This window comes from Rhodococcus triatomae, assembly GCF_014217785.1.
GTDB lineage: Bacteria > Actinomycetota > Actinomycetes > Mycobacteriales > Mycobacteriaceae > Rhodococcus_F > Rhodococcus_F triatomae.
The window spans coordinates 918,556-941,580 of the sequence record NZ_CP048814.1; the positions used below are offsets into that span (position 1 = coordinate 918,556).

Annotated in this window: 20 protein-coding genes; 10 read left to right on the forward strand and 10 right to left on the reverse strand. The window is 69.3% G+C overall.

Going from position 1 to position 23,025, the window contains the following annotated elements:
* Positions 1-17 precede the first annotated feature (17 nt).
* On the forward strand, positions 18-1,601 hold the full coding sequence (locus G4H71_RS04210) for a serine hydrolase (RefSeq protein ID WP_072737897.1): 1,584 nt from the start codon (positions 18-20) through the stop codon (positions 1,599-1,601).
* A gap of 215 nt (positions 1,602-1,816) precedes the next feature.
* Here G4H71_RS04210 and phoH2 read toward each other — a convergent pair whose 3' ends face one another.
* Positions 1,817-3,157 carry an RNA 5'-3' helicase PhoH2 gene (phoH2, locus tag G4H71_RS04215; RefSeq protein WP_072737898.1) on the reverse strand — a complete coding sequence of 447 codons (1,341 nt, stop codon included), beginning with the start codon at positions 3,155-3,157 and terminating at the stop codon, positions 1,817-1,819.
* 354 nt (positions 3,158-3,511) lie between these two features.
* Between phoH2 and G4H71_RS04220 the strand changes: the two genes are divergently transcribed.
* The gene (locus tag G4H71_RS04220; RefSeq protein ID WP_072737899.1) at positions 3,512-4,147 is read left to right on the forward strand and encodes a class I SAM-dependent methyltransferase; all 636 of its coding nucleotides are present in this window, start codon (positions 3,512-3,514) and stop codon (positions 4,145-4,147) included.
* A gap of 7 nt (positions 4,148-4,154) precedes the next feature.
* Here the strand turns inward: G4H71_RS04220 and G4H71_RS04225 are convergent, their stop codons facing one another.
* Together G4H71_RS04225 and G4H71_RS04230 are read right to left on the reverse strand one after the other, a co-directional pair.
* Positions 4,155-4,586: a nitroreductase/quinone reductase family protein gene (locus tag G4H71_RS04225; RefSeq protein ID WP_072737900.1), complete on the reverse strand. Its 432-nt coding sequence runs from the start codon at positions 4,584-4,586 to the stop codon at positions 4,155-4,157.
* Between the two features lie 32 nt (positions 4,587-4,618).
* The gene (locus tag G4H71_RS04230) at positions 4,619-5,191 is read right to left on the reverse strand and encodes a TetR/AcrR family transcriptional regulator (protein ID WP_072737901.1); all 573 of its coding nucleotides are present in this window, start codon (positions 5,189-5,191) and stop codon (positions 4,619-4,621) included.
* A 176-nt stretch (positions 5,192-5,367) separates the two neighbouring features.
* On the opposite strand from G4H71_RS04230, the gene G4H71_RS04235 reads away from it, so the two are divergent.
* Genes G4H71_RS04235 through G4H71_RS04250 form a run of 4 tightly spaced genes read left to right on the forward strand, consistent with a single transcriptional unit; the run spans position 5,368 to position 9,545 of the window.
* A complete protein-coding gene (locus tag G4H71_RS04235; RefSeq protein ID WP_083342838.1) occupies positions 5,368-6,741 on the forward strand; it encodes a flavin-containing monooxygenase in 1,374 nt (457 codons plus the stop codon).
* Positions 6,738-7,538, forward strand: a complete 801-nt coding sequence (locus G4H71_RS04240; protein WP_072737902.1) for an SDR family NAD(P)-dependent oxidoreductase — start codon at positions 6,738-6,740, stop codon at positions 7,536-7,538. The genes G4H71_RS04235 and G4H71_RS04240 overlap by 4 nt, the downstream gene beginning before the upstream one ends.
* A gap of 38 nt (positions 7,539-7,576) precedes the next feature.
* Positions 7,577-8,311, forward strand: a complete 735-nt coding sequence (locus G4H71_RS04245; RefSeq protein WP_072738054.1) for an acetoacetate decarboxylase family protein — start codon at positions 7,577-7,579, stop codon at positions 8,309-8,311.
* A gap of 4 nt (positions 8,312-8,315) precedes the next feature.
* Complete coding sequence (locus tag G4H71_RS04250) at positions 8,316-9,545, forward strand: oxidoreductase (RefSeq protein ID WP_072737903.1); 1,230 nt, start codon at positions 8,316-8,318, stop codon at positions 9,543-9,545.
* A 99-nt stretch (positions 9,546-9,644) separates the two neighbouring features.
* Here G4H71_RS04250 and glyA read toward each other — a convergent pair whose 3' ends face one another.
* Together glyA and G4H71_RS04260 are read right to left on the reverse strand one after the other, a co-directional pair.
* The gene (gene glyA / locus G4H71_RS04255; protein ID WP_072737904.1) at positions 9,645-10,940 is read right to left on the reverse strand and encodes a serine hydroxymethyltransferase; all 1,296 of its coding nucleotides are present in this window, start codon (positions 10,938-10,940) and stop codon (positions 9,645-9,647) included.
* Positions 10,941-11,008: 68 nt separating this feature from the next.
* A complete protein-coding gene (locus tag G4H71_RS04260) occupies positions 11,009-12,217 on the reverse strand; it encodes a DUF885 domain-containing protein (RefSeq protein ID WP_072737905.1) in 1,209 nt (402 codons plus the stop codon).
* 161 nt (positions 12,218-12,378) lie between these two features.
* On the opposite strand from G4H71_RS04260, the gene coaA reads away from it, so the two are divergent.
* Positions 12,379-13,311, forward strand: coding sequence for a type I pantothenate kinase (gene coaA / locus G4H71_RS04265; RefSeq protein ID WP_072737906.1), 933 nt, complete (start codon positions 12,379-12,381; stop codon positions 13,309-13,311).
* A gap of 53 nt (positions 13,312-13,364) precedes the next feature.
* Here the strand turns inward: coaA and G4H71_RS04270 are convergent, their stop codons facing one another.
* The 3 genes from G4H71_RS04270 to G4H71_RS04280 form a co-directional block, all read right to left on the reverse strand.
* Positions 13,365-14,600 (reverse strand): YeeE/YedE family protein, encoded by a 1,236-nt coding sequence (locus G4H71_RS04270; RefSeq protein WP_169847149.1) that lies wholly within the window; start codon positions 14,598-14,600, stop codon positions 13,365-13,367.
* 35 nt (positions 14,601-14,635) lie between these two features.
* Positions 14,636-15,802 carry a sulfurtransferase gene (locus G4H71_RS04275; protein WP_083342772.1) on the reverse strand — a complete coding sequence of 389 codons (1,167 nt, stop codon included), beginning with the start codon at positions 15,800-15,802 and terminating at the stop codon, positions 14,636-14,638.
* Positions 15,803-15,977: 175 nt separating this feature from the next.
* On the reverse strand, positions 15,978-16,745 hold the full coding sequence (locus G4H71_RS04280) for an isoprenyl transferase (protein WP_072737907.1): 768 nt from the start codon (positions 16,743-16,745) through the stop codon (positions 15,978-15,980).
* A 218-nt stretch (positions 16,746-16,963) separates the two neighbouring features.
* Here G4H71_RS04280 and trhA point away from each other — a divergent pair, with 218 nt between their 5' ends.
* Positions 16,964-17,629, forward strand: a complete 666-nt coding sequence (trhA, locus tag G4H71_RS04285; RefSeq protein ID WP_072737908.1) for a PAQR family membrane homeostasis protein TrhA — start codon at positions 16,964-16,966, stop codon at positions 17,627-17,629.
* On the opposite strand, the gene G4H71_RS04290 is transcribed toward trhA, so the two are convergent.
* The gene (locus tag G4H71_RS04290) at positions 17,622-18,251 is read right to left on the reverse strand and encodes a TetR/AcrR family transcriptional regulator (protein WP_169847150.1); all 630 of its coding nucleotides are present in this window, start codon (positions 18,249-18,251) and stop codon (positions 17,622-17,624) included. The two genes, trhA and G4H71_RS04290, sit on opposite strands and share 8 nt — an antisense overlap.
* Before the next feature lie 136 nt (positions 18,252-18,387).
* Here G4H71_RS04290 and G4H71_RS04295 point away from each other — a divergent pair, with 136 nt between their 5' ends.
* Together G4H71_RS04295 and G4H71_RS04300 are read left to right on the forward strand one after the other, a co-directional pair.
* Positions 18,388-19,347, forward strand: coding sequence for an ABC transporter ATP-binding protein (locus G4H71_RS04295; protein WP_072737909.1), 960 nt, complete (start codon positions 18,388-18,390; stop codon positions 19,345-19,347).
* Positions 19,344-20,990, forward strand: a complete 1,647-nt coding sequence (locus tag G4H71_RS04300; RefSeq protein ID WP_083342774.1) for an ABC transporter permease — start codon at positions 19,344-19,346, stop codon at positions 20,988-20,990. Before G4H71_RS04295 ends, G4H71_RS04300 begins: the two co-directional genes overlap by 4 nt.
* Before the next feature lie 3 nt (positions 20,991-20,993).
* Here G4H71_RS04300 and G4H71_RS04305 read toward each other — a convergent pair whose 3' ends face one another.
* Complete coding sequence (locus tag G4H71_RS04305; RefSeq protein ID WP_072737910.1) at positions 20,994-23,009, reverse strand: thioredoxin domain-containing protein; 2,016 nt, start codon at positions 23,007-23,009, stop codon at positions 20,994-20,996.
* Positions 23,010-23,025 lie beyond the last annotated feature (16 nt).

Consider the following 23,025-nt stretch of genomic DNA (forward strand, 5'->3'; position numbering starts at 1 on the left):
ACGGAGAAGGTGACGCGATGAGCGCACGGCGGACATTCGTGGCGACGGCGGCGGCCCTGGTGACAGCGGGCGCCTTCCTCGTCGGCTGCACCGATTCCACCGAGGAGTCTGCACCGGAGGAGACGACCGCCACCGGCGATCCGGGCGCGTACTCGGGCGAGGACATCCCTGCCGACCGGGTCACCGATGCGGTCGGGAGGCTGGACGGTATCGCCGACGAACTGATGGCGTCGTCCGGGGTTCCCGGGATGGCCGTGGCCGTCGTCCACGGCGGCGAGACGATCTATGCGAAGGGCTTCGGTGTGCGCGAGGCGGGTACCGACGACGCCGTCGGCACCGGGACGGTCTTCCCGCTGGCGTCGCTGTCCAAGCCCGTCGGCGCGACGGTGGTCGCCCGTCAGGTCGGCGAAGGGGACGTCTCCTGGGACACCCCGGTGGCGTCGATCCTGCCGGAATTCGAGCTGGCCGATCCCTGGGTGACCGAGCACGTCACCGTCGGCGACCTGTACGCGCACCGCTCGGGACTTCCCGACCACGCCGGGGACCGCCTCGAGGATCTCGGGTTCGACGGCCCGCAGGTGATCGAGAAGCTCCGACTCGAGCCGCTGGCGCCGTTCCGGGCCAACTACGACTACACCAACTTCGGGCTGACCGCCGCAGCGGACGGGGTGGCCGCCGCTGCGGGCACCGACTGGGCGACCCTGTCGCGGGAGTCTCTGTACGAACCGCTGGGGATGTCGTCGACGAGTTCGCGATTCGCCGACTACCTCGCCGCCCCCGATCGCGCGGTGGAGCACCAACTCGTCGACGGGACCTACGTGGCCGGCGCGATCCGCGATCCGGATGCCCAGGCGCCCGCGGGCGGGGTCAGCTCGTCCGTGGACGACATGGCCGAGTGGATGACGATGCTGCTGGCGAACGGCGAGTTCGACGGCGACCGCATCGTGGCCGAGGACGCGCTGCTGCCCGCGGTGAGTCCACAATCGGTGTCGAATCCCCCGACGTCTCCGGAGACGAGAGCCGGCTTCTACGGATACGGGTTCAACGTCTCGACCACCTCGGCCGGGCGGGTACAGCTCAGCCACTCCGGCGCGTTCGAACTCGGCGCGGCGACGTCGTTCCTCGCCCTACCCTCGGCGGACGTCGCGATCGTCGCGCTCACCAACGGCAGCCCCACCGGTCTTCCGGAGACCCTCACCGCCGAATTCGCGGACCTGGTCCAGTACGGCGACGTCCGGGAGGACTGGCGGACGCTGTACTCCCAGGCCTTCGCCTCGATGAGCGAGCCCGAGGGCACCCTCGTCGGGCAGAGCCCGCCCGCCGACCCCGCGCCGCCACGCCCGCTCCCGGAATACGCGGGAACCTACGCGAACGACTACTGGGGCCCGGCCACCGTCACCGAGGCCGACGGCGATCTCGTCCTCGGCCTGGGTCCCGCCGGGCAGACGTTCCCGCTGACACACTGGGACGGCGACACCTTCACCTTCGAGATCGCCAGTGAGAACGCCCCACCCGGAACGATCTCGCGCGCGGACTTCTCCCCCACCACCGTCACCCTCGAATACTTCGACGCCGACGGAGCGGGCACCTTCACCCGCTGACCCCCAACCCCTGCCCCTGCCCCCTGCCCCCTGCCCCTGCCCCTGCCCCTGCCCCTGCCCCTGCGGCACGATGTCACACCGGTTCGATCCAACGAAACCGATGTGACATTGTGCCCGACAACGTGTTCCGGCACGATGTCACACCGGTTCGGTTCAACGAAACCGGTGTGACATCGTGCCGGTGACGGGGGGATCAGCGCGCGCCGATCACTCGGTCACGGGGTGGGGCCGAACTCCTCCAGCATGTCGGTGACGAGGGCGGCGATCGGCGAACGCTCGCTGCGCGTCAGTGTGATGTGCGCGAAGAGCGGATGGCCCTTGAGCTTCTCGATCACGGCCGCGACCCCGTCGTGCCTGCCGACGCGCAGGTTGTCGCGCTGGGCGACGTCGTGGGTGAGCACCACCCGCGAACCGGCACCGAGTCGGGACAGCACGGTGAGCAGCACGTTGCGCTCGAGTGACTGGGCCTCGTCGACGATCACGAACGAGTCGTGCAGCGATCGCCCACGAATGTGGGTGAGCGGCAACACTTCCAGCATTCCTCGGCTGATCACCTCGTCCATCACCTCGGGGCTCGCCAGCCCCTCCAGCGTGTCGAAGACGGCCTGGGCCCACGGACCCATCTTCTCGCTCTCACTGCCCGGGAGGTAGCCGAGGTCCTGGCCGCCGACGGCGTACAGCGGACGGAACACCACCACCTTGCGCTGCGAACGACGTTCGAGGACGGCCTCGAGCCCGGCGGTCAACGCGAGGGCGGACTTGCCCGTTCCCGCCTTGCCGCCGAGGGAGACGATGCCGATGCTGTCGTCGAGAAGCAGGTCGAGGGCGATCCGTTGCTCGGCGGAGCGGCCGTGCAGACCGAACGCCTCCCGCTCACCGCGCACCAGCTGGACCCGCTTGTCCGCGGTGACCCGGCCCAGCGCACTCGACGAGCCACCGAGCAGACGAACACCGGTGTGGCACGGGAGTTCCCGTGCATCCTCGACATCGATGGAGCCGTCGGAGAACAGGGCGTCGATGTCGGTCGAGGCGACGTCGAGTTCCGACATTCCCGTCCACCCCGAGGGAACCACGTCCTGGGCGTGGTACTCGTCGGCCCGCAGCCCCACCGCGCCCGCGCGCACCCGCAGCGGGATGTCCTTGCTCACCAGCACCACGTCGTCCCCGTCGCCGGCCAGGTTCAGCGCGCACGCGAGAATCCGCGAATCGTTGTCCTCGGTCCGGAAGCCCACCGGCAGCACCGTGGGGTCGGTGTGATTGAGCTCGACGTGCAGCGTGCCGCCCTCGGAGCCGATCGGCATCGGCCGGTCGAGGCGGCCGTGCTCGAGGCGGAGATCGTCGAGCATGCGCAGCGCCTCACGCGCGAACCACCCGAGTTCGTGATGATGCCGTTTGCCTTCGAGTTCGCTGATCACCACCAGCGGAAGGACCACCCGGTGTTCGGCGAATCTGACGACCGCCCACGGATCGGACAACAGTACCGACGTGTCCAATACGTATGTCTTGACGCCGGTGGGCGTACCCGGACGGGCTGATGCGGAGCGTGTTGTGGTCACGTGAGGCTCCTAGGTATGCGTGGCACCACGCACACTCGGTTCGCTGGACCGGTCCGTCCCTGGGGCGAGGTATCGCCCGGAGGCCGGGTGCCGGCCCCCTCGCACTGAACCTTCGATCAGGTTCTCAGCCACGATCAGGACCTCCCGCACAAGCAGCTTCCCCGCTGCCTGTAACTCGCACGCTAGCGCGAAATCGCGCGCCCGGCCGCGCGAGCCGACGGGTGTGTCGGTGAACTTCGCGTTACGGAGAAGGAAATCCCAGGTCGGAGCGGGCATCGACGACAGATCTCGAAAACTGTCCGGACGCGTGGCCCGCGGTTACAGTGAACTCACCCGATCGTCGAGGAGAGGCCCGTGCGACAGCCCGGAAACGAGCAGGTCAGACAGATCTTCGACACGATGTCGCCCCGCTACGACACCCAGATGGGGCGGTTCGAACGGTTCTTCCTCCGCGGCGCCCGGGACTGGGCGGTCGCGCAGGCACACGGCCGGGTCCTGGAGATCGCTGTCGGCACCGGCCTGAATCTGCCCCGGTACGGCCCGGACGTCACCCGGATCACCGGTGTCGATCTCTCCGACGGAATGCTCGACATCGCCCGCCGTCGCATCACGGAACTGCACCTCGACCGTGCCGAGGTGCGACGCGGGGACGCCCAACGCCTGGACCTGCCCGACGCCTCCGTCGACACCGTGCTGTCGACGTTCACGTTCTGCACGATCCCCGATCCGCTGCAGGCGAGCCGGGAGGCGCTGCGCGTGCTCGCCCCCGGGGGCCGGTTCGTGCTCGCCGAACACGGTCCGGTGACCTCCCGGGTCGGCCGGATGCTGATGCGCACGGTGGAACCGCTCTTCATTCGATTCGGTGCCGACCATCTGACGCGGGAACCGCAGCCCTACCTCGAGCAGGCCGGTTTCGCCGTCGATACCGTGCAGCGGCGCGGACGTGGCGGAATGGCCTTCTGCGTCGTCGCCCGCAAGCCTGCGGGGTGAGAGGCGCTCACGACGTCGGACGCAGCTCCACGATCGCGATCGGCCGCGAGGTCTTGCGCTGATACTGCGTGTACCTGCCCTTGTTGACGGCATCGACGATCGTCCAACGACGCGCGTAGTCGGCATCCCCGGGAAAGGTCGGGCGCGCGTCGACCGCCAGTCGGCGACGACCGACCTGCACCTCGCAGTGCGGCGTGGAGGTGAGGTTGGCCAGCCAGTGCGGCGGTTTCGGCGCTCCCCCGTTGGACGCGACGACGAGGTAGCAGTCGCCGTCGCGGGCATAGGTGAGAGCGTTCGTCCGGATCAGGCCGCTACGACGGCCCCTGGCACGCAGCAGCAGGGTCGGATTACCCAGCAGCAGCCGGTGGCCGAGCAGCCCGCCGGACTGCTCGTAGATCCACTGATGCGCGCGAAGCAGGTGCGGAAAGATTCTGGACAAGGGATTCCTCTCGATCAGGGGACGACTGTCGGTCAGGGGACAACTGCAGACACGAACTGGTGGAGCGAACGACGCAGCCGTTCGAGAGGGAACGTGTCGGGGCGGACGAGCAGGAGCCGGCCGGCACCCCACAGCGCCGCGTGCAGGTGGTGGGCGAGTAGTTCGACGTCGACACTGCCGTCGACACGATCGGACGCACGCAGCGCGTCGGCGCACCTCTCGATGAGAAGGGCCCGCCCGTGCTCGACCCGATGATGGAAGGCCGGAGTGCCGCTGTCGGCGACCATGAAAATGGCACGCCACCGTTGCGGGGCCTCGTCGACAGCCCGCAGGAATGCCTCGATCAGTTGCCCGAAGGCATCGACGACGTCCCCCTCGCCCGGCACCGGAATCGCGCCACCCACCTGCTCCATCGCGCGTCGCTCCTCACGATCGAGTGAACTGCGCAGGATGTCGTCGGTGTCGCTGAACAGGCCGTAGACCACCGGGCGCGTGACGCCCGCGCCGCGGGCGACGGCATCCATGCTCACGGCTGCGACCCCCCGGGTGTCGATGATCTCGAGCACGACGTCGAGCAATTGCTCGCGCCGCTCGTCCGGGGACATCCGCCGCGCGTAGGGACGGTTTCTGCGCGTTGTCTCCTGTGCCGACACAGCCGCTCACCTTTCGTCGCATCCCGCTCGGCCGCACCGCCGCAGCCAGCCCTCTTGCTAAAGCTACACGATTGTAGCTATCGTCTCCAAGAAAGCTACATATGTGTAGCTATGAGAAGGGAGAGGTGATGACGAAGGAGCCGACGCGTTTCTGCATCATCGGCGCCGGGTACGCGGGGCTCGGTGTGGCGCGGGCGTTCACTCGACGGGGAGTTCCGTACGACCACCTCGAGGCCACCGATCACCTGGGGGGCAACTGGGCTCACGGGGTATACGACTCCACCAGCCTGATCAGCTCGAAGAACTCGACGCAGTATCCCGAGTACCCGATGCCGGAGGACTATCCGACCTTCCCTAGCCGGGCACAGATGCTGCGGTATCTCGACGACTACGCCGACCACTTCGGCTTGCGCGACGCCATCGAGTGGCGCGCCGAGGTCGTCGAGGTACGTCCCCTCGACCGCACCGGCGCTGCCGGGTGGTCGGTACGCCTCTCTTCCGGCGAGGAACGTCGCTATGCCGGCGTCGTCGTGGCCAACGGGCACTACTGGGAGCCGAACATTCCGCACTACCCCGGCACGTTCACCGGGCGCCGGATCCACTCCAAGCACTACAAGTGCCCCGCGGACCTCGGTGGCGGCAACCGGGTACTCGTCGTCGGCGGCGGCAATTCGGCGAGCGACCTGGCAGTCGAGGCTGCCGCGACGTTCGGGCGCGCCGACATCTCGATGCGCCGCGGCTACTGGTTCATCCCGAAGACCATCTTCGGCATCCCGTCCTCCGAGTGGGACCGCTTCCCGCTGCCGATGGCGTTGCAGCGAACAGGATTCCGCATGCTCCTGCGGCTCTCCTACGGCGACTACCGGCGGTACGGACTGGACCGCCCGGATCACGCGCTGTTCACCAAGGACGTGACCGTCAACTCGTCGCTGATGTACGCGCTCCAGCACGGCAAGGTGGCACGTCGCCCCGCGATCGACCGATTCGACGGTGAGACGGTGCATTTCGTGGACGGCACGTGCGGCGAGTACGACACCATCGTGTGGGCCACCGGATATCACACCCGGTTTCCCTTCCTGGACGAGTCGATGTTCACGTGGGAGAACGGTCAACCCCTACTCGTGGAGCACACCCTGGTGCCCCGCCACGCGAACATCTACATCTGGGGCCTCGTCGCTCCACGTTCGGGCGCAGGTCGAATCATCTCGCGGGGAGCCGATTTCCTCGCCGAGGCCGCGGGCTGGCAACGACTGTTCGCGACCCCCCTCGCCGATATCGCCGCGTCGCGTCTGCCCGCGCAGAGCTCCATCCTGGCGGGCTCCGCCGAAATCCTCACCCGGATCCGACGACTGCGCCGAATGCTGCACCGCTACACCCGAACCGCCAGGAAGTTCGGGATCGGCGAGGCCGTTCGGGCCCCGACGCCCTCCGCATCTGTCGAAACCCCGACCACCGACGAACACGAGGCCGTTGCACACGGCCGTGAGGAGTCCCTCGTATGAACGTCCCCGTACCCACGCCCCAGACTCGCGCCGTCGTCACCGGCGCCTCGTCCGGCATCGGTGAGGCCTTGGCCTGTTCACTCGCCCGCCGAGGCCACTCGGTCATCCTGGTCGCCCGCCGCATCGACCGGCTGCGCACTCTCGCCGACCGGCTGGCCACGGACCACGGCATCGACGCCGACGTCCTCGCGTGCGACCTCGCCGACCGTTCCCGGCGCGCCGAACTCGCCGCCGAGCTCGCCTCCCGGGAGATCTCCGTACTGTGTAACAACGCGGGCTTCGCGAGCTACGGGGACCTGGCCACGCTGGACCCCGTCCGGGAACGTGAACAGGTCGAGCTGAACACCGTTGCCGTACACGATCTCACGCTCGCGGTACTCCCCGGGATGCTCGCCCGGCGCAGTGGCGCGATCCTCGTCACCGGCTCCACCGCGGGCAACCAACCAGGGCCGGGAAACACGACCTATGCCGCGTCCAAGGCCTTCGCCAACACCTTCGCCGAGTCCTTGTCCGGCGAACTGCGCGGGACGGGGGTCACGTGCAGCCTCCTGGCGCCGGGGCCCGTGCGCACCGAATTCAGCACGGCGGCCGACCTGCCGCGCCTGGAACGCCTGCTTCCGGCCCCGCTGTGGGTCGGCGCGGAGCAAGCGGCCGAGGCCGCGATCGAGGGTATGGCGAAGGGCAGGCGGAGAATCGTTCCCGGCGCATTCGCAAAGGTACAGACGTTCGGTGGGCAGTTCGGCCCGCGGTCGGTCAGCGGCCCACTGTTGCGCGCCGCCTATTCGAGGATCGCGTGATGTTCCGGGAAGGATCTCCCCGCACCGACGGTCGGACGATGTCCGGTGACGTGCGCCGGGCACTCGAACTCGGCCGTCCTCGTCGCACCCTCTATCGGGACGCGCACTACTTCGTCGCCACTGTCGAGGTCGATCCCGACCGGATGCGGCAGTGGCTGCCGCCGGGAATCCGCCTGGCGGACAAGCCTCGAGCAGACGTGTTCACCGCGTGGTTTCCCGACTGCAACTACGGTTCCGTCTATCACGAGGCGGGTGTGTTCGTCCACGTGAAGGCGGGTCGCAGGACCGGAATCCACTGCCCCTGGATGATCCTGGACGACGACGTGGCACTCATCCTCGGGCGTGAACTGCTGGGCTACCCGAAGAAGCTCGGTGAGATCGAATGGCAGCATACTTCCGACACGGTGACGGCCACCGCCACCCGCCGGTCGCACGAGCTCCTCTCGATGTCCGGAAGCCTCGGGGACGTCATCGACTCGCCGCCCATGATCCTCGGCCGCCCCCACCGCAACGTCGTCGGGCTCTCCGGAGTCTTCGTTCCCTGGGTGGTCGCGTTCACTCCGGTCGAGACCCCGATCGAGGTCCGGCGTGTCGAAGACGTCACCCTCCGGATCTCGGGGTCCGAGCGCGACCCGATCGATCAGATGGGCCTCGGCGACGTCGTGGATGCCCGATTGCATCGCGTCGATCTGTCGGCACGCATGCCACCGCTGCCCCTTCGTCCCCTCACACCCCTGTACACCCTGTCCCGCCTCCGACCGAGAGTTCTGTGACGACATGACCGACCTCCTCCACCAGACCGTCGACCTTCCCTGCGGAGTGACGATCCCCAATCGAATCGCCAAGGCGGGCATGAGCGAACAGCTCGCCGCGCGCGACGGCAGCGTGACTCCCGAGCTCCGAAGGCTCTATGCGACCTGGGCCACCGGTGGCGCCGGGCTGCTCGTGACCGGCAACGTGGTGACCGGCAGGGATGCCCTCGTCGAGCCCCGTAACGTCATCGTCGATTCGGATCGCGCGGTGCCCGGGCTCCGCGAGTGGAGCGGCGCCGTACGCGGGGCGCCGAGCCATCTCTGGATGCAGATCGGCCATCCCGGCCGCGTCGCGACCGTGCCGTTCAACCGCAGGCCCGTCGGTCCGTCCGCTCGACGCGAGGCGGTACCTGGATTCAATCTGCGCAAGCCGCGCGCCCTCTCCGTGCGCGACGTGGAGCGCATCGTCGCACGTTTCGCACAGACCGCTGCCCTCGCAGTCGAATCGGGGTTCGACGGCGTCCAGATCCACGCCGCACACGGGTATCTGCTCTCGCAGTTCCTGTCCCCCCTCGCCAACACCCGCACCGACCGTTACGGCGGCGACGCCGCCGGGAGGAGGCGGCTTCTCCTCGACACCGTCGAGGCGGTTCGCGACGCCGTGGGGTCCGATACTCCCGTGGGGGTCAAGCTGAACTCGGCCGACTTCCAATACGGCGGGTTCGACGAGGGCGAGTCCCTGGACGTCGTGCGGGCGCTCGACGGGGCCGGAGTCGACCTCGTCGAGATCTCCGGAGGCAACTACGCGGTACCGGCGATGGAAGGTGTCGCCCACCGCGACGACGCGAACGCCTCCCGTGGCTACTTCGCCGGATTCGCCACGAGGGCACGAGAGGTCACCGCGGTCCCGCTCATGCTCACCGGCGGGCTCCGCACGCGAGCAGCGATGGAGCTGGCGGTGGCGAGGGGAATCGACATCATCGGAATGGCCCGGCCGATGGCGTTCGTGCCCGACTATCCCGCGCGGATTCTCGCCGGAGAGCCCGAACCGATGCTGCCGACAGGCCCGCCCACGCTCGGATACCGTCCGGTCGACGGCTATCTGCAACTCGCCGCGCACAGCCACCAGCTGCACCGGATGGCCCGCGGTCTCACTCCGCAACGAACCGCAGGCCTCGGCACCGTGGCCAGGTCGCTCACTCGGATCGGCGTCGCCGGGGCCGCGCAGGCGGTGCTCCCACGCGATTACGGCTGAGACTGTTCCCTGATCACGAACGCGAACACCCCGGAACGCCGTGCGGCGTTCCGGGGTGTTCGCGGCATGTTCGGCGCACGCCCACGTGCGCAGCCCGGCTCAGACCAGGCGCCAGTCCTCCAGGCCGTCGTAGAGCGGGAAGTCCGCGGCCAGCGTGCCGACGCGCGCCCGCAGCGCGTCCAGGTCCGCCCCGCCCGCGAGTGCGGTTCCGATGATGTCCGCGACCTCGGTGAACTCCTTGTCGCCGAACCCCCGGGAAGCCAACGCGGCGGTGCCGATGCGCAGACCGGAGGTGACCATCGGCGGGCGGGGATCGAACGGCACCGCATTGCGGTTGACGGTGATGTCCACCTCGTGCAGCAGATCCTCGGCCTGCTGGCCGTCCAGGTGCGAGTTCCGCAGGTCCACGAGGACCAGGTGCACGTCGGTGCCACCGGTGAGCACGCTGACGCCCTGACCGGCGACGTCCTGGGCGGTCAGACGCTCGGCGAGCAGCTTCGCGCCGTCGAGGGTGCGCTGCTGGCGGTCCTTGAACTCGGGTGTGCCCGCGATCTTCAGGGAGATGGCCTTGGCCGCGATCGCGTGCATGAGCGGCCCGCCCTGCTGGCCGGGGAACACGGCCGAATTGAGCTTCTTCGCCCACTCCTGCTTGGCCAGGATCAGACCCGAGCGGGGGCCACCGAGCGTCTTGTGCACGGTGCTGGACACGACGTCGGCGTGCGGCACCGGGGAGGGATGCAGGCCCGCGGCGACGAGACCGGCGAAGTGCGCCATGTCCACCCACAGGTAGGCCCCGACCTCGTCGGCGATGGAGCGGAACGCGGCGAAGTCCTCGTGCCGCGGGTACGCGGACCAGCCGGCGACGATGACCTTCGGCTTCTCCGCGAGGGCGATCGACCGGACCTCGTCCATGTCGATCCGGTAGTCCTCCTTGGACACCCCGTAGGACGCGACGTCGTACAGCTTGCCGGAGAAGTTGAGCTTCATGCCGTGGGTGAGGTGGCCGCCGTGGGCCAGGTCGAGCCCGAGCAGCTTCTCGCCCGGGTTCATCAGCGCCATCAGCACGGCGGCGTTGGCCTGCGCACCCGAGTGCGGCTGCACGTTCGCGAACTCGGCACCGAACAGCTCCTTCGCCCGGGTGCGGGCGAGGTCCTCGACGACGTCGACGTACTCGCAGCCGCCGTAGTAGCGGCGGCCCGGGTAGCCCTCGGCGTACTTGTTCGTCAGGACGCTGCCCTGAGCCTGCAGCACGGCACGCGGGACGAAGTTCTCCGACGCGATCATCTCGAGCGTGTTCCGCTGACGACCGAGTTCCCCGGCCATCGCCTCGGCGACTTCGGGGTCGAGTTCGGCGAGCGGGGCCGTGTTGATGTCGGAACCGGGCACAGCGGTCATCGAGGCTTCTCCAAGCTGATCTGCGGGAACGGGTGGCTCCAGTCTAGAGAGGCACCGGCCCCTCGTGGTCAGACGGGTTGCAGCTCACCACGCAGCGTGCCGGGCACGAGCGGCTCGTCGAGCAGACGGCGGAAGCGTTCGGACCGCCGGTCACCGACCGGGACCTGTGCCAGCCACTCCCCCAGCAGGCGATATCCCTCCACGTAGGTACTCGTGTACGCCCGCCACAGCGGCGACGACAGGAACCGCAGCGACTGCCTCGCCCGCTCCGGGGTGGACAGGCTCCACCGCTGCAGGAACGCCGCGACGTCGTCGTGGCTGCGGCGCCCGTCGTGCAGCATCAGCGCCGCGTCCTGCCGGACACCGAGCAACTGCGCCGAGGCCACGGACAGTTCCTGAGCCTTCGCCCCGTCGAACCGCAGACCCAGGTCCGCGTAGATCTCCTGCGCCCACATCCCCCAGTCCTCGCCCACGATCGATTCGAGCGCGAGATCAGCCAGGCCCTCCGCCATGAGGCACTGCGGGGTATTCACCACGAACAGCGTCTGCTCGAGCTGGCCGGCACCGACCAGTCCGGCCTCCTTGCGGCAGTGCTCGGTGTGATGGCCCGGATACGACTCGTGTGCGATCAGCCGCGGCAGGTTCGCCCGGTGCTGTTTCAGATCGGAGTTGATCGCAACCTTCGACCGGTAGTCGCCCAGGTAGTAGTTGAACCCCGACCACGGCTTGTCACCGACCACCTCGTACTCGACGGTCTCCGCGTCGGGCAGCGGATATCGGGCACGTACCAGGTCCCGCAACGCGCTCGAGAACGCCTCGACGCACTCGGGAAGGCGCTCGGCCGGAATCTCGTCGGCGGCGCGGTGTGCCCGCACCCGGTCGGCGAGTGAGCCGGGCCCGGGCAGCACCCGCTCCATCTTCCGGTGTGCCTCGCGGTACTCCTCCTCGTCACCGCGGGTGATCCGGACATCGAAGTACGCCTCCACCTCGTCGACGAAGCCGACGTCGTCGCCCGCCAGCTTGCGTGCGGAGAGCTCGAGCGCCCGGAGGTGCGCGTCGAGGAACCGGGTGCGTTGCTCCGGCAGCCCCGCCGAGGGCAGTTCCGTCCGGAGGGTGCGCGCGGTGCGCGAGAGTTCCCGCGGGTCCGGTCGCGGCGCGTTCTCCACCTGCCGCCGCAGCGCGGGATCGCCGGTGTAGGCGTCGACGAACCCTTCCTCGAGACGGTCGAAACCCAGACCCAGCAGCAGGTATTCGCGGACGAGTGTGTCGGGATCCATGCCGTTCGACTCTAGTACCTGGTGGAAGTACGACACGATGTAGGACAACCCGCCGACACGTCGGGTTGTGGGACCGAGCACAATCCGACTATGCAACCGCTACCGGCGAGCCCGCGCATGAAGAGTTCACGAGTACTCGGCACCGAGTGTGAGCTGCGCTGATGTCCCGGATCAGTGAGCCGAGTCCGTACGTCGAGTTCGACCGCAAGCAGTGGCGCACACTGCGCAAGTCGACTCCGCTGGTGCTCACCGAGGAGGAGCTGCGGGGGCTGCGCGGTCTCGGTGAGCAGATCGACCTCGAGGAAGTGGCCGAGGTCTACCTGCCCCTCGCCCGCCTGATCCACCTCCAGGTCGCCGCTCGCCAGCGACTGTTCGCCGCGACCGCGACCTTCCTCGGGGAGAAGCACCCGGACCGGCAGGTGCCGTTCGTGATCGGTGTCGCCGGCAGCGTCGCGGTCGGCAAGTCCACCACGGCCCGCGTCCTGCAGGCACTGCTCGCCCGGTGGGAGCACCATCCGCGCGTGGATCTGGTCACCACGGACGGTTTCCTGTACCCCACCAGGGAGCTCGAACGCCGGGGCATCATGCACCGCAAGGGCTTTCCGGAAAGCTACGACCGCCGGAAGCTGCTGCGTTTCGTGACGGAGGTGAAATCCGGTGCCCGCGAGGTCGCGGCGCCGATCTACTCGCACATCTCCTACGACGTCGTGCCGGGCCAGTTCCACCTCATCCGTCAACCCGACATCCTCATCATCGAGGGCCTCAACGTCCTGCAGACCGGCCCCCGGTTGATGGTGTCGGACCTGTTCGACTTCTCCATCTACGTCGATGCCCGGATCGAGGACATCGAGAAGTGGTACGTGGACCGCTTCCTGGCGCTGCGCAAGACGTCGTTCGCCGACCCGGACGCACACTTCCACCACTACGCGAGCCTGTCCGACCGTGATGCGACGGCCGCCGCGAAGGAGATCTGGAACAGCATCAACCGGCCGAACCTGGTGGAGAACATCCTGCCGACCCGGCCGCGGGCGACGCTGGTGCTGCGCAAGGACGCCGATCACTCGATCAACCGGCTGCGCCTGCGCAAACTGTGAGACCGCCCGGCGGCCGATCCGCTGCGCCCGGGAACGATGCCCGGATTCGATGCTCAGGAACGATGTAGGCCGAGCCGGAAGCCGGCCCACAGCGCCAGCACCACGGAGACGGCGAAGACCCACCCGGACACGGCGAGTGCCTGCGTGCCCGAGAGGAACACGCCGACCGTGCAGCCGAGGCCGATCACCGCGCCCCAGCCGAGCATGATCCCGCCGAGCACGGCGGTCAGGCCCTGCCGCGCACTCATCCGCTCCCAGCGGACGCGACGCCCCGGGAGGGCCGCGGCCAGTGATCCGACGACGATGCCGCCGACGAGCCAGCCGTTGGTGGTGACGGTGTCGACGACCAGTGCGACGCAGCCGGCGAGGCGTTCGTCGAGCCCGCGCAGGGTGACCGGCAACAGATCCCGCTCGTGGAGAACCGTGCGGGTCAGACCGCTCAGCTGCGACGTCACGCCCAGCGGCTGGTCGCGGAGATAGGCGGCGACACCGACGAGTCCGACCAGTCCACCCGTGAGCAACGTCGGCCATCGAGTGAAGAACAGCTGCCTGCGGATCTCCGGTCCGTCGATCCGGCGGGAATCCCGCTGCGGCTCAGCCGGGTTCCATCGCAACAGCACCACGGCGATCCCCGCGAGTACCGCGAGCTGGAACACGGTGGCGATCCCGTAGCCGCCCCCGGCCGGCAGCCACGGCGACGGGGCACCCTCGATCAGTGCGCCGTAGATCGGATTCCAGGTAGCGAATCCGACGCCGAACCCCACCAGCGCGCCCAGCAGGGCCGGCACGGCCCGCACACTGCCCTCCCCGAGCCGGTACAGGTGCCCGGCGATACAACCGCCGGAGATCACGACGCCGAGCCCGAACACGATGCCCGCCAGTACCAGTGCCGGTCCCACCGGCGCGATGTGCGCCCCGGCGGGAAGCCGGCCGCCGGACGGGTCGGGGAGTCGGAGGGAGAAGATCAGCACGTAGCCCACGGTGCCGACTGCCAGCGCGGCCAGGACGGCGAAGGCTCCGCGACTGTTCTTCTCCACGAACAGGTCCCGGGAGATGCAATAGAAGCAGAACCGGCCGCGCTGGAACAGTACGCCCAGCGCGGTGCCGGCCAGCAGGGCGAAGGATGCCGCGCTTCCGCCGAGGCCCTCCCCACGTGTGGCACCGAGGTGGTAGGCGACGGCGAGAACCGTCAGGCCCAGTGCCGCGGCGAGCGCAGTGCGCGCGCCGTCACCGCGGATCCACCCCGGGGGTGGGTCGGCGGACCCGGGCGCCGCGGGCACCGTTGCCACCGACCCGACCCCGTCCGGGTGCCGGGACACCCGGTTCAGCCCCACAGTCCGCCGCGGCGGCCGGTGTCGTTCTGTACCGGGACTCCCACCGAGTTGCCCCATTCGCTCCAGGAGCCGTCGTAGACCGCGACCTCCGCACCGAGAATCTGGCTGAGCGCGAACCAGGTGTGGCTGGCGCGCTCCCCGATCCGGCAGTAGGTGACGACCGGGTTGTCGAGATCGACGCCCGCTTCCTCGTAGATCCGGCGGATCTCGTCGGCGCTCTTGTACGTACCGTCGTCCTCGACGATCGCACCCCAGGGAACGTTGACCGCGCTCGGGATGTGGCCCCACACCGTGGCGCCCTCGCCGGGGAAGGTCTGGAGGTTCACCCCGGCCTCACCGGAGTACTCGCTCGCCGAACGGATGTCGACGAGTGAGACCGCGTGCTCGTCGACGACGACGTCCAGCAACTCCGCCTGGAAGGCCCGGAGGTCGAAGTTCTGTGGCTTCGCCTCGAACGTGCCCGGTGCGTACTGCGGAACCTCCTGGACCAGTTCCCGGCCGTCGACCTGTTCCCACTTCTTCAGGCCACCGTCGAGCAGTCGAACGTCGGGGACACCGTAGAGCTTGAACAACCACGCCCCGTACGCGGCGAACCAGTTGTCGTTGTCGCCGTAGAGGACCACGGTCGAATCGTCCGAGATACCCAGGCCCCGAGCGAGTTCGGCGAATTCGTCCTGGGTGACGAACTCGCGCAGGTTCTCCCGGACGACATCCGTTCCCCAGTCCACGTACTGGGCGCCGGGGATGTGGCCCTCGGCGTACGGGGTGAGCTCCGAACTCGCCAGGTTCTCGGAGATGTCGATCAGGACGATGTCGTTCTCCTCGAGCCCCGCTTCGATCTTCTCGGCCAGCCAGTCCGTGCCGACGAGGACGTTCTCGAGGTCCTCGGTGCCGCCCTGGTGCACGTCGTCGAAGCCGCGATGTTCGCCGGTGGCGAGCGACTGGGCGCTGACGGCGGCGATCTCACCACCGGTGCTGCCGGGCACCGCCGCCGAATCGTCGCCACCACCACCGCCTCCCGCGATGAGCGCCCCGCCGGTGGCGGCGAGCGCCGCCACCGCCAGGAAGGCGACACCGGTCAGCCACGGACGTTTCGTGGGGGTGGTGCCGGGATCGCCGCCCTGCGCGGCCGGTTCGGTCTTCTCTGGGTCGGACATGATCGGCCTCTCGATTGTCGGTCGTGACGCGAGGACCCGACCGAAACCGCGGGCCACCCGTCAGACCGGAAAACCAAGTCGCGAGGCGAGCGATGTCACCAGTTGAAGAAATGCACAATTAAAAGTAAAGGCACCCGTGCACGACTGCGACCGTGTACCGGGCCCCGAGGCGGCACTACGTCCCGAAGCGCCGATGCCGGGCGGCGTAGTCCCGCAGGGCACGCAGGAAGTCCACCCGCCGGAACTCCGGCCAGTACGCCTCGGTGAACCAGATTTCCGAGTAGGCGCTCTGCCACAACAGGAATCCGGACAGTCGCTGTTCGCCGGAGGTCCGTATCACCAGGTCCGGATCCGGCTGGCCCGAGGTGTAGAGATGGCGTTCGATGTTGTCGACGGTGATCGATTCGACGAGCGCGTCCCCGGCCAGCCCCTCCTGGAGCTTCTCGCCGACGAGTGACTGCACGGCGTCGGCGATCTCCTGCCTGCCGCCGTAGCCGATGGCCACGTTGACGTGGGTCCCGGTGCGGCCCTGGGTTCGTTCGGCCGCGTCGCGCAGCCTCCGCGACAGCCCGGGGGGAAGGAGGTCGAGCGCGCCGACGATCTTGACGCTCCAGTTCTGGTCGGGACCGGAGATCTCCTCGACGACGTCGGTGATGATCTCGAGCAGGGTGTCCAGCTCGCCGGGGTCGCGGCGCAGGTTCTCCGTGGAGAGCAGATAGATGGTGGCCATCTCGATCCCGGCGGCGTCACACCAGCCCAGCATCTCGGCGATCTTCAGCGCACCCATCCGGTGGCCGTGACTGACGTCCGTGAACCCGTTCTCCCGCGCCCACCGGCGGTTGCCGTCGCACATCACGGCCACGTGGCGTGGGTGCTGCAAGCCGTCGAGCCGCGACAGCAACCGTCGCTCGTAAATCGTGTACAGCAGGGAACGCGCACTCACCGGGCTATCACCATGGGTACCCACACTACGCCGTCGCCGTCACCCCACCACCGGCGAAGGGCCCGTGTGTTCCCGTCATCGGTTACCGGCCGGTACGCTGACCCACACGGCCGTAACCTACGCTTGCGTAGGTTACGGAACCGCCGGTGACCGACTCGGGAGAGCCCCGGTCGCCGCAACTCGTGAGAGTCCCGCGACCGACAGTGAGGAGCCCCGACGTGACGGCATCCGGAATCGACGAGATCCCCGTCAAACCGCGCATGCGCGGGTGGATTCACCTCTGGGCGTTCGCCGTCGCGGTCGTCGCCGGCGCGGCGCTGGTGACCTACGCGGCGCTCGAGGTCTCCACCACGGCAGTGGTCGCGACCTCCGTCTACAGCGTGACGGTGTGCGGCCTGTTCGCGGTGAGCGCCACCTACCACCGGATCCACTGGAACACCGTCTCCGCCCGGATCTGGATGAAGCGTGCGGACCATTCGATGATCTTCCTGTTCATCGCCGGGAGCTACACGCCGTTCGCACTGCTCGCCCTGCCCACCGAGACCGGTCGCACGCTGCTCGTCGTGGTCTGGTCCGGCGCCCTCGCCGGAGTCGCACTGAAGATGCTCTGGCCCACCGCCCCGCGCTGGGTCGGGGTGCCGCTGTATCTGTTGCTGGGATGGGCGATCGTGCCCGTCGCCCCCGAACTGATCGACCAGGCCGGGGTCACCCCGATGATCCTGCTCCTCGTCGGCGGACTGTTCTACAGCGGCGGCGCGATCCTGTACGCCACCAAGTGGCCCAATCCGTGGCCGGGCACCTTCGGTCACCACGAGTTCTTCCACGCGGCCACCGCGATCGCCGCGCTGTGCCACTACGTCGCCGTGTGGTGGATCCTCACGTGAGGCTCGTCGAGCCCGGCCCGCGCGTGAACACCGCCAGAGCGGTGTCCACCACCTCGCCCAGCGGATCGGAGAACCCCGACTCCACCCAGTGGTAGACCGCGGAGATGAACCCCCACACCGCCATCGCGACGAGCACACGCACCTCGAGGTCGTCCTCGTCGCGGCCGAGCCGACTCGCCACGATCGAGCGGATCTCGGCCTCGTAGTGCTCGGCGTCCCGGGTCATTCCCGCTCGCACGTCGGGTTCGGTCACCACGTACCGCATCCTGCGCTGGATCTGCACTTCCTCCTCCGGCCCGATGGCCGCCATGACGAACGCGATACCCGCTCGCAGGCCCTGCATCAGTTCCGACACCGTCCAGGTCGCACCGGGGTCCACGGTCCTCAGCATCTCGAGAATCTGCGGATCGTATTCGTCATGGAGCACCAGTCGCTCCTTGGTGCCGAAGTAGCGATACACCGAACTGGGTGAGACCTGCGCCTGAGCCGCGACCTGTTCGATCGTGACGGTGCGGTATCCGTGCCGGTCGAACAGATCCAGGGCCACCGCCTGGATCCGCTGCATCGCCTCGAGTCGCTTGCGTTCGCGCAATCCGGGCGCCTTCGGGAGTTGTTCGGTCACCCGAACGAGCCTACCCAGCCTCAGCGAAAAACTGAAAGTCACTTGCACTTTTTGTGTCGAGAATCGTAGAGTCACTGTCATTAGACAGTGACATTCACTTGACGGCATTCACTCGAGACGACGTCTGGGGACCGCGATGACCACACATTCGGAACAGCAGCACGAGAGGGACCTGGCCGAGCCCGTCGTGCGGGTCGAAGGGCTGGTGAAGAACTACGGCAGCTTCCGCGCACTGTCCGGCCTCGACCTGAGGGTGGGCCCCGGCGAGGTCCACGGTTTCCTCGGCCCCAACGGGGCGGGAAAGTCGACCACCATCCGCATCCTGCTCGGCCTGCTCGGGCACGACTCCGGCACCGCCGAGGTGTTCGGGCTGCACCCGCGACGCGACGCCCTCGCCATCCACCGCCGAATCGCCTACGTCCCCGGTGACGTCAACCTCTGGCCCGCCCTCACCGGCGGCGAGGTGATCGACCTGTTCGGCAGGATGCGCGCGAATCATGACCGGCGCCGCCGCGACGAACTCGTCGACCGCTTCGACCTGGACCCCACCAAGCGCGCCGGTACCTACTCGAAGGGCAACCGGCAGAAGGTGGCCCTGGTCTCGGCCTTCTCCGCAGACGCGGACCTGCTCGTCCTGGACGAGCCCACCTCCGGTCTCGATCCGTTGATGGAACGGGTCTTCACCGAGTGCGTCCGTGAGGCACGGGAGCGCGGGTGCACGATTCTGCTGTCGAGTCACATCCTCAGCGAGGTCGAGAAGCTGTGCGAGCGAGTCAGCATCATCCGCGCGGGCCGGACCGTACAGTCGGGCAGTCTGGACGGCCTGCGCGCACGCACGAGAACGTTCGTGGACGCGACCACCCGGACCCCGGCCACCGACCTCGCCGGCTCACCGGGCGTCACCGATCTCGAATCCGACGGTCTCCATGTTCGATTCGCGGTCGACGCCGAGCACCTCGACGGGGCGATCGCGTGCCTCGGACGGCACGGGCTCGTCGCGTTGACCTCGACGCCACCGGCGCTCGAGGACCTGTTCCTCGAACACTATTCTCCGGCGCCCGTCGCCGAGCCCGCCGCGGTCGGAGCGCGGTCGTGACCACCACCTCCGCCCCGGCCGCTCCCGCGCGGGCGTTCACCGGCACCACCGTCGCGCTGCGCCTGATCCTGCGGCTCGAGCGCACGCTCCTGTCGGTGTGGATCGTCGCCACCGTCGCGCTGGTCGCGGGTGTCGCCTTCGGGATCGCGGCCCTGTACCCCACCGCCGCCGATCGCTTCTCCTACGGTGCCGCGACGTCGACGATCGTGGCGTCCCATGCACTGAACGGGCCTCCCGTGGGACTGACGAGCCTGGGCGGTATCGCCGTGTTCGAGGCGGGCTGGTACATCGCCCTCGCCGTCGCCGCGCTCAACATCGTCGTCGTCGCCCGGCACTCGCGCGGCGCCGAGGAACTCGGGCGCCTGGAGATGTTGCGCGCCGGACTGTTCGGGACACACGCGAACCTCGCCGCCCTGCTCGCCGTCGTGGTCGGTACCGATCTGCTCGTCGGCGCCGGCGCGGCCACCGCCCTCGTCGTCGCGGGCGCCGGTGTGGAGGGTGCGGTCGTGTTCGGCGCCGCGCTCGCGACCGTCGGCGTCACCTTCGCCGCCGTCACGGCCCTCGCCGCCCAACTCACCGAGCACGTGCGTGGTACCTACGCCATCGCCTTCTCCACCCTGGGGGTCGCCTTCGCCCTGCGCGCGATCGGCGACGCGGGATCGGTGTCCTTCGCGTCCTGGCTCTCGCCGCTCGGCTGGGCGCAGGCCGCGCATGCCTTCGCCGACAACCGATGGTGGCCACTCTTCCTCGCCTGGTCCGTCAGTGGCCTCCTCGTCGTCGGGGCGTTCTCGATCGAGGCGCGGCGCGATCACGATGCCGGCCTGCTCCGTCCTCGCCCCGGGCCCGCCGAGGGCGCGCCCGGCCTGGCATCGGCGGGTGCGTTGGCTCGCCGCAGCTACCGGGGCCCGGCGATCGGATGGGTGGTGGCAGGTGTCGGCCTCGGTGCGGCCTTCGGCGTGGTCGGCGCGGACGCCGAGCAGATGGCACAGAGCTCGGCCGCGGCGCTCGAGCTGATGGGCGGCTTCACCACCGGCGATCTCGTGGATTCCTACTTCGCGATGGCGGCGCTGTTCGTCGCGATTCTCGCGAGCGCGGGCGCACTGGTCGCCGTCCTGCGCACCCGGGTCGAGGAGGATTCCGGCCGCGCCGACACCGTACTGGCCACACCGGTGAGCCGCCTGCGCTGGCTCGGCAGCCACGTGCTGGTCGCGGGGATCGTCTCCGCCCTGGTGCTCGTGGGCGGGGGTCTCGGGCTCGGCGGAGCGCACGCGCTACGCACCGGCGAGGCCGGCGCGGTCGCGGAGATGGCCGGCGCCGCCCTCGCCCACCTGCCCGCCGTGTGGCTCTTCCTCGCGGTGGCGGTCGCCCTGTTCGGCTTCGCTCCGGCCCGGACGTCGCTGGTGTGGATCCTGTTCGCCTGGTCCGCCGTCGTCACGATCCTCGGGCCGACGCTCCGGCTGCCCGATGCCGTGCAGGATCTCTCGCCGTTCGAGCACACTCCGCGACTGCCCGGGACCGCCGTCCTCGGTTCGGTGGGCAGCGGCGCGAGCACGTCGCTGGTCGCCGTGGCACTGCTGGTGATCGCCGCCGCCGTCGTCGCCGCTGCCGGATGCGTCGGCTTCGACCGGCGTGACGTGCGTTGACTCCTACCGGTCCAGCGCCCGGCGGAGTTCCTCGACACTCCCCACCGGGAGGTCGCAGACGGTGCCCCGGCACACGTAGGCGGCGTCGCCTCCGTCCACGGCGGGTCGATCGGCCAGCAGCGGACCGGAATCGCCCACACCGCCGACGACGACGGCGCCACCGGGGGCGTGAGCCCGGGCTGCGGCGAGCAGCTCCGACGACGCGGGAGCGTCGGCCGCCAGTGCCACCGCCACCTGGAGTGGTCCCCGCAGCGCCGCCTCGGCGACCGCGATCCAGTGACCGGCGGAGCGGGACGCACGGGAGATCACCAGCGAAGCCCTGGCCAGGGACCGCAGCGCCGCAGCCGCATAGCGCTCTCCCGCCGACGCCGGGGCAAGAGGGGCGAGGGTGAGCAGCGCCTCGGTGATGCTCGACGCGCCGGACGGCGTCGCCCCGTCGACCGGGTCCCTCGGCCGGGCGACCAGCCGCTCGGCGTCGTCGGCGGTGTCGAACCAGCTGCCGGGTTCGTCGGCGTCGGGAAAGTGCTCGAGCGCCGAGTCCACCAGCGCCACGGCCCGCTGCACCCAGCCGGGGTCGCCGGTGGCCTGGTGCAGCGCCGCCAGACCGGTGGCGAGGCAGGCGTAGTCCTCGAGGACTCCGGCCGGGTCGCCGACGACACCGCCGAGCGACGCCCTCCGCAGCCTGCCGTCCACGAGGTGGGTGCGCAGGACCGCATCCGCGGCCGCGGCCGCCGCCTCCACCCACTCGGGACGACCGAGGCCCGCGCCCGCCTCCGCGAGTGCGGTGATCGCCAGCCCGTTCCACGCGGTGACGACCTTGTCGTCCCGGCCCGGCTGGGGCCGCGTGTCACGCGCAGCAAGCAGCGCGGCGCGCACGCGGTTCCACCGCGCGGGGTCGTCGGGATCCTCCGGGAGTTGCAGGACGGAGGTACCGGCCTCGAAGGTTCCGGCCGTACCGACGGCCAGCAGCCCCGCGGCCCACACGCCGTCCTCGAAGCCCAGCACGTCGACGAGCTGGTCCGGGGTCCACGCGTAGGTCAGGCCTTCGATTCCGTCGGTGTCGGCGTCGAGGGCGGATGCGAACCCGCCCTCGGCGGTGCGCAGGTCCCGCAGGAGGAACTGGGCGATGCCCTCGGCGACGCGAGTGGCGAGTGGCGAGCCGGTGCGCCGCGCCAGGTGCGCGTAGAAGCGCAACAGTTGCGCGTTGTCGTAGAGCATCTTCTCGAAGTGCGGCACCACCCACTCCGCATCGACCGAGTAGCGCGCGAAACCCCCGCCGAGCTGGTCGTGGATTCCGCCGCGGGCCATCGCCGACGCCGTGCGTTCCACGGTCGCGAGCGCCGCCTCGTCGCCGGTACGCTCCCAATGCCGCAGCAGCGCCTCGAGCAGGGCCGACGGCGGGAACTTCGGGGCACCACCGAATCCGCCGTGCTCGGTGTCCTCGTCCCGCAGGACCGCGGCGACCGCAGCGTCGAGTTCGGCCGCATCCGGCGGGGCGCCGCCGGCGGGAACCGCTCCCGCGGCCCGTTCGAGCTCGGCGACCACGGACTGTGCGGCACGGTCGACGTCGTCGCGCCGTGAGGTCCAGGTGTCGGTGACCGCCTCGAGGAGCTGGGTGAAGGAGGGCATTCCCCCGCGGGGGTGCCGCGGGTAGTACGTCCCGCAGTAGAAGGGCGATCCGGCCGGCGTGAGGAAGCAGGTCATCGGCCAGCCGCCCTGACCGGTCATCGCCACGGTCGCGTTCATGTACACCGCGTCGATGTCGGGGCGTTCCTCGCGGTCGACCTTCACGCAGACGAAGTTCGCGTTCATCAGCGCAGCGGTCTGTTCGTCCTCGAACGACTCGTGCGCCATCACGTGGCACCAGTGACACGCCGCGTATCCCACGGAGAGCAGGATCGGCACGTCCCGCTCGTGCGCCTCGGCCGTCGCTTCCGGGCCCCACTGCTGCCAGTGCACCGGATTGTCGGCATGCTGCCGCAGGTAGGGACTGGTCGCGGTGCTCAGGCGGTTGGACATACCTCGAGCGTATCCG